We start from the raw sequence: 6,368 nt of genomic DNA, 5'->3' as shown, positions 1-6,368 counted from the left end.
TCGGGGACCGGTTCGAAGGTGTGGGGGACCTTACCGACGGCAGGGGGTGGGGATGTGTGGCCGTTCAAGTGGAAAAGATCGCGTCCGGGCTGGACGTGCACGTCAATCAGGTGTTCCTGACTGAGGATGAGACCAGCAGTCGGCGCCACCTGCTGTTTGTGGCTGACCGGGACCCGCTCGCGATCGGCGCTGGCCGTACTGACCTGCTGGACTGCAAGCCGCGCAACATTTGGCGGCCGGTCAAGTTCGGCAAGGATGAACGCGATCAGCTGGTGACGCTGTCGCTGCTGTGGATCTCGGTCATAGTCGGCGCCCAGCCACGTAAGGGAAAAACGTTCGCCGCGCGGCTGCTCGCGCTGTTTGCCGCTGCTGACCCGTGGGTGAAGCTGATCATCGTTGACGGGAAGAATTCGCCGGACTGGATCAAGTTCCGGATGGTCGCGCATCGGATCATTTTCGGTACGCACCCCAACGTGAACGACCCCGATCCGGTGGGGAACCTGCTCGCCACCCTGGATGAGATCCTGGCGCACATTGACCGGGTGAACGAGCAGCTGGCCGCGCTGCCGGTCACGGTGTGCCCGGAAGGCAAGCTCACCGAGGAGTTGGCGCGCGACCCCCGGTACCCGGATCTGCGAGTGTTGTTGCTGGTCATGGAAGAGTTTCAGGTCTATTTCGAGACCGAAGACCAGGCCATCAACAAAGAGATCGCGGCGAAGCTGTCCCGGATTCAGGCGGTCGGCCGTCCGCTGGCGTGAGCATCCTGTCCAGTTCGCAGAAGCCGGCCGGAGTCGGCGCCGGAGATGTGGGCCGGTTGTTCAACCGGTACCGCGACAACCACGCGGTGCGGTTCGCGCTCAAGTGCGGCAACCGGATCGTTTCTGAGGCTGTGCTTGGTGGAGACGCGTACGCCGAAGGTTTCGACGCGTCATCGCTGCCAGTCGGGGACAAGTACCGGGGCGTGGGTTTCCTGTACGGCGCGACCGATGAAACCCCGACCGTGCGGACGTTCCTCGCCGACCACGGCGACGCTGAGAAGATCCTGACCGCTGCCCGCGCGCACCGCGAACGGGTCGGCACCCTGACCGGCATGGCCGCCGGAGAGGACATGGCCCGCGCATCACGCGACGTTCTGACGGATGTCCTGACGGTCTTCACCGGAGACGACCGGTTGCACTGGACCACCATCTCCAGCCGCCTCGCGGAACAGATGCCGGAGCAGTACGCCGACATCACCCCATCACCCCGGACAGCATCTCCGCGCAGCTGCGCTGCGCGCTCTCGGCGTACCGAGCGGCAACGTCAACCGGGACGGACAGGTCCGCAAAGGCGCCAAAGCCGCCGACATCAAAGCCGCGATCACCAAGCGCCAAAACAACGGAGCGTAACCGTCCAGTAGATCGCTGACGGACCGGTGAGGTAGCGGGCGGCCCGCTACGGGTAGCGGCTGCGCGCTACCCAGCCCGCTACCTCCCACAACAGCCCCCACCAGCCCACATATCCGCAGGTAGCGGGTAGCGGGCACCCCCTCTCACGCCCAAAAACAGCCCAGGAGGCACCTACCATGCTCCACCTTGCCGCTACCGCCACCTTCACCGCCGCTACACCCAGTAACCACCCGATCGACGGTCACACCCTGCACGGACCACTGCTCTCCCTCGCCGTTCACGCCCTGCCGTGGCTGCTGCTGGCGCTGCTGCTGTGGGTCCCGTACTACCTGCTGACCTGCTGGACATGGCCATTCGCCAACTGCCGGAGATGCGGCGGACTCGGCAAACGCCTGTCACCGTCCGGCCGCACGTTCCGCGAATGCCCCCGCTGCGGCGGCAGCGGCAGCAAACTCCGCGCCGGCCGGTACCTGATCAATCACCTACTCGCCAACCGTCGCACCGCGCGCAGGCATGAAGACCGCCGCGAACGCCAGCGCTGAACAGACCTCAATCCATCCGTTTCACCGTTCCTGAAAGGACACTCGCCATGCCTGGACTGCCCGAAATCACGATCGTCGGGACGCTGACCGCTGACCCCGAACAGCGATTCACCAAAAGCGGAATCGCGGTCGCCAACTTCACCGTCGCGTCCAATGACCGTCGCTACAACAAAGAAAGCGGTCAGTGGGAGGACGGGGACGCGACCTTCTTGCGCTGCTCGATCTGGCGTGACTACGCCGAGCACGTCTCTGAGTCGTTGGCTCGCGGTCAGCGGGTCATCGTCGTTGGTCAGCTGCGACAGCGCAGCTACGACACCGCAGAAGGCGAAAAGCGCACGGTCGTCGAGGTTGACGTACGCGAGATCGGCCCTGCCCTGAAGTGGGCGACGGTCAAGGTCGCCAAAGCTAAGCGCGGCAACGCAAACACCACCCGCAACGGCGGCGAGTCCGACCCGTGGACGGCGCCCGCTGCCTCGGCAAAGGCCAGCGGCTACAGCGAAGAACCGCCGTTCTAACTCAGCTCTCCGGCTGGCGCGCCGGACGCATTCGGCGCGTCAGCTCTGCCCACCTGACTACGACGACCAGGAAGACACCGACGTGATTACTCCACACGATCTCATCATGGCTGGCTGGGAGCTGGCCGCGCGTGGCTGGCCGGTCTTCATGCTCGGCAGGTCCAAACGCCCCGTTGCCAACTGCCCCGACTGTCGGCCAGGCGCGGCCGGTGGCCACGACCCGGAACTGTGCCACTGCCTGACCTGTCACGGCTTCTACGCGGCCACGACCAACCCGGCCCGCATTGCGGCTGTCGTACGCGCCACCCGGCGGCCAGCTGGCCGTACGGACCGGCGACCGTGCGCAGCTGCTCGTGGTCGACGTAGACCCCGCGCACGGCGGAAACGCCAGCCTCGCCAGGCTGATCGATGCCGGCATAGCCGCGCCAACCGCACGCGTGATCACCGGAACAGGCGGCCACCACCTGTACTACCGCCACCCCGGCCAGCCGGTGCCCTCACGGCCGCTGCCCGGCTATCCCGGCATCGATATCAAGGCCGACGGTGGATACGTCGTCGCGCCACCGTCCACAAACCGGCGCACCGGCCGGTCGTACCAATGGGTGACGGACGGGCGCGCCGTAGAGGAGATGCCCCCGCCGCTGGTTTCCGCATGCCTCAGCCAGAAAGGGCCGGAGCGCATACCAAATGCCGCCGCAGCCGGTCCAGTGCGCACCGTCGCGGCGGGGGGCATCTCCTACCCCGACCAACTACTCAGCTGCCACCTGGACGCCGTACTCCGCGCACCGGTCGGCAGACGCCGTACGACCCTCTACGGCGCCGCGCGGGGAGTGGCTCGCATGGTCGCCGCTGGCGCGATCAGCCACGCCGACGCGGTCGCCGCGCTGACCGAGGTGGGGCGGGGCATGGAGCAGAGCGAACGGGAGATCTGCGCAGCCATCGCCGGCGGATTCCGCGACGAAACAACAGCGGCATGACCGCGCGCGCTTGCGGTCTGGATTGGCGCGATCGCAGCCATTGGGGAGGCGGACGAATGCTGCCCTGCCGGCACTGCCACCGACCCGCACTCTGCCGCGACGCCACCGGCCAACCGGCGCACAAAACCTGCGCTGAGCAAGCAATGACCAGCGATGCCACCGAACGCGGGGAGATCACCGCATGACTACCAAAACCACGACCGGCGTCGAAATGCTCGACGCCATACGGACAGCAATTACGCGATACGTGGTGATGCCCAATCAGGCGACTACCGATGCCGTCACGTTGTGGATTGCCGCAACTCACGCGCAACCGGCGTGGGCACAACGCCCCGCGGTTGGTTATCCGTGGCCCGGAACGGCGCTGCGGAAAGTCACGCCTGCTCGATGTCGTAGAGGCACTCAGCCATGACCCGCTGCTGACCGTCAACGCATCGGCCGCCGCCGTCTATCGGTCGGTAACCGTCGACCCGCCGGTCATCCTGGTAGACGAGGCCGACACGATTTTCGGTCCCAAAGCTGAAGGAAACGAAGACCTGCGGGGGCTGCTCAACGCTGGCCACCAGCGCAACCGGCCGGCCGTGCGGTACGACGCATCCACCAACAGCGTGCAGCACTTGGAAACCTTCGCTATGGCCGCGCTTGCAGGCATCGGTCAAATGCCGGACACCATCGAAGACCGCGCCATCATCGTCCGCATGCGCCGCCGCGCACCCGGCGAAAAAGGTGGACACCTTCCGGTACAAGCGCGACCGCCAACCGCTGCGCGCTTTCGCGACCAAACTGACCAAGTGGCTGCGGGTCGACCTGAAAGCCCTTGAACGCATCGAGCCGGACATGCCGATCGAAGACCGCGCCGCTGACACCTGGGAGCCACTCGTGATCGTCGCCGACTACGCCGGAGGAGACTGGCCGGACCGGGCACGCAATGCCGCCAAAGGGCTCACTGAGCAGGCGGCCAGCGACAGCCAGATCTCTGACCGAGTGCGATTGCTGGCCGACTGTCGCAAGGCTTTCGGCGTCGATACCGCACTTTCCACCGCGACCCTGTTGGACCGGCTGAAGTCCGAGCCGGAGGCGCCGTGGTCGGAATACGGCCCTGCCGGGCTGACCGCAATGCGGCTGGGCAACATCCTGCGGGAGTACGAGATCCGCTCCGGAAACATCCGATTCTCAGACGGCGTACAAGCCAAGGGGTATCAGCGCGTCGATTTCACAGACGCCTGGAATCGGTACTGCCCGCGTCCGCTCAAGGCTATTGACGGCCCGGAATCTGGCGCCAACAAAGCCAACCTGACCGGGCAAGCCGTCCCGGTCGTCCCAGCCACATCTGTGCAGGTCAACGCCGGGACGCCTTAAGCCATTGGGACGGCTAAGCCGTCCCGCCCAAAACAGCCGTCCCAGGGCTGACCAGCAAAAAAACAACCCTGGGACGGCTGGGACACCACCCCCAGCTAAACGCCATCCGATGCGCTGATCTTTGGCGCTCCGAATAGAGGGAGAACCTCGCGATGACCGCCGCGACGACTGGGCAAAAGGTCCTGCTGGACGTGCAGGAGGCAGCCCAAATGTTGAGCATGGGTCGGACCGCCGTATTCGAGGAGATCCGCCTTGGTCGCCTGAAATCCGTAAAGCGGGGCCGTACTCGGCTCATTCCAGTCCAGTGCATTGAGGAGTTTGTGAGTCTCCTCCTTTCTGAGATGGGGGAGTGACGTGGCCGAATCGAATTCAGGCGAAACCAAGAAGCGCCGGAGTCGCGGCGATGATGGCGTGTATTTCGACCAGTCGAAGAATTGCTGGGTCGGTGCAATCTCAATGGGCTACGCAGTAAATGGGAAACGGCGTAGGCCAAAGGTGTACGGCAAGTCTTCGACTGAAGTACGCGACAAGCTGAAAGAGTTAAGAAAGGAGCTGGAAACGGGTGTCAAGCCGGAAGCCAACTACACCGTTGCCAATGCGGTAACCGACTGGCTTGCGCGGGGCCTCAAAGGCCGTAACAAGAAGACCGTAACTAAGAATCGCCAACTTGCCGAGAAACACCTAATACCGCTCATCGGCAAGGCTAAGTTGCCGGATCTGACGGCTGATGATGTTGACGACTGGCTTGAGACGCGCACAGAGATTCTGGCTACCCGGTCGATCAGGGACCTCCTGGCCGTGCTGCGACGCTCGATTACATTCGCCCAGCGCCGCGACAAGATCGGCCGGAACGTGGCATCGCTGGTCACAGCGCCAGAGGGTACGGAAGGCCGGCCGAGCAAGGCGTTGACGCTCGGTCAGGCATTCGCACTGCTCAAGGCCGCAAAGGGGAGTCGCCTCTACGCGTACGTCGTGCTGTCACTGCTGACAGGAATCCGAACAGAGGAGGCACGAGCGCTCAGGTGGGATCACGTCGTGCTGGTGTCCCTGATCAAGCAAATACCGCCGTACATCATGGTTTGGCGATCCGTACGAGAGCACGGCGACACGAAGACTCGGAAGAGTCGTCGCAGCCTGGCTCTGCCACTGCTCGGTGTGGCTGCGCTGTGCTGGCAGCGAGCGGTACAGGAGGCCGACCGGCGAGCGGTTGGCGATGACTGGTCCGAGCATGGCCTTGTCTTCTGCACTCGGTACGGGAAGCCGCTCGATGCTGCCAACGTCCGGCGGGACTTTCGGGGCATCCTCAAGAAGGCTGGTCTAAATCCGGAGGAATGGACTCCCCGCGAGCTGCGGCATAGCTTTGTCTCGATCATGTCGGCGAACGGCGTAGCGCTCGAAGACATTGCCCGCCTGGTCGGCCATAGCAGCACGGCGACAACAGAGGCGGTCTACCGCAAGGAGCTGCGCCCGGTCATCACTCAAGGCGCCGACGTGATGGGCAACCTGTTCAATCTGCTGCGCCAAACGGCTTAGGCTCCCTGTTTGGCTCCCCGGTCGCCGCAGATAGCAATCAGGGCCGGTTTCCAG

9 protein-coding genes are annotated in these 6,368 nt (G+C 64.6%); 8 read left to right on the top strand and 1 reads right to left on the bottom strand.

Annotated features, from left to right (window positions below; all coding sequences use genetic code 11):
• The 5 genes from GNX96_RS57380 to GNX96_RS34555 form a co-directional block, all read left to right on the top strand.
• Window positions 1-758 (top strand): hypothetical protein (locus tag GNX96_RS57380; RefSeq protein WP_279582234.1); only part of this gene is annotated, 758 nt, incomplete at its 5' end.
• Window positions 755-1,399 (top strand): hypothetical protein, encoded by a 645-nt coding sequence (locus tag GNX96_RS57375; protein ID WP_279582233.1) that lies wholly within the window; start codon window positions 755-757, stop codon window positions 1,397-1,399. The genes GNX96_RS57380 and GNX96_RS57375, both read left to right, overlap by 4 nt.
• 165 nt (window positions 1,400-1,564) lie before the next feature.
• Window positions 1,565-1,930 (top strand): hypothetical protein, encoded by a 366-nt coding sequence (locus GNX96_RS34565; protein WP_279582232.1) that lies wholly within the window; start codon window positions 1,565-1,567, stop codon window positions 1,928-1,930.
• 47 nt (window positions 1,931-1,977) lie between these two features.
• A complete protein-coding gene (locus tag GNX96_RS34560) occupies window positions 1,978-2,445 on the top strand; it encodes a single-stranded DNA-binding protein (RefSeq protein ID WP_163572105.1) in 468 nt (155 codons plus the stop codon).
• Window positions 2,446-2,729: 284 nt separating this feature from the next.
• Window positions 2,730-3,422, top strand: a complete 693-nt coding sequence (locus tag GNX96_RS34555; protein WP_279582231.1) for a bifunctional DNA primase/polymerase — start codon at window positions 2,730-2,732, stop codon at window positions 3,420-3,422.
• Window positions 3,423-3,796: 374 nt separating this feature from the next.
• Here GNX96_RS34555 and GNX96_RS57370 read toward each other — a convergent pair whose 3' ends face one another.
• Complete coding sequence (locus GNX96_RS57370; RefSeq protein WP_279582230.1) at window positions 3,797-4,156, bottom strand: hypothetical protein; 360 nt, start codon at window positions 4,154-4,156, stop codon at window positions 3,797-3,799.
• Here GNX96_RS57370 and GNX96_RS57365 point away from each other — a divergent pair.
• The 3 genes from GNX96_RS57365 (at window position 4,149) to GNX96_RS34540 (ending at window position 6,314) form a co-directional block, all read left to right on the top strand.
• The gene (locus tag GNX96_RS57365) at window positions 4,149-4,781 is read left to right on the top strand and encodes a DUF3631 domain-containing protein (RefSeq protein WP_279582229.1); all 633 of its coding nucleotides are present in this window, start codon (window positions 4,149-4,151) and stop codon (window positions 4,779-4,781) included. The two genes, GNX96_RS57370 and GNX96_RS57365, sit on opposite strands and share 8 nt — an antisense overlap.
• Window positions 4,782-4,933: 152 nt before the next feature.
• A complete protein-coding gene (locus tag GNX96_RS34545; protein WP_163572104.1) occupies window positions 4,934-5,134 on the top strand; it encodes a helix-turn-helix domain-containing protein in 201 nt (66 codons plus the stop codon).
• A 1-nt stretch (window position 5,135) separates the two neighbouring features.
• Window positions 5,136-6,314, top strand: coding sequence for a site-specific integrase (locus GNX96_RS34540; protein WP_279582228.1), 1,179 nt, complete (start codon window positions 5,136-5,138; stop codon window positions 6,312-6,314).
• The last annotated feature ends 54 nt before the right edge of the window (window positions 6,315-6,368 follow it).

The organism is Fodinicola feengrottensis, assembly GCF_010993775.1.
Classification (GTDB): domain Bacteria; phylum Actinomycetota; class Actinomycetes; order Mycobacteriales; family HKI-0501; genus Fodinicola; species Fodinicola feengrottensis.
Note: the sequence above shows the minus strand (reverse complement) of the source record. Positions and strands in the feature narration are given on the sequence as shown.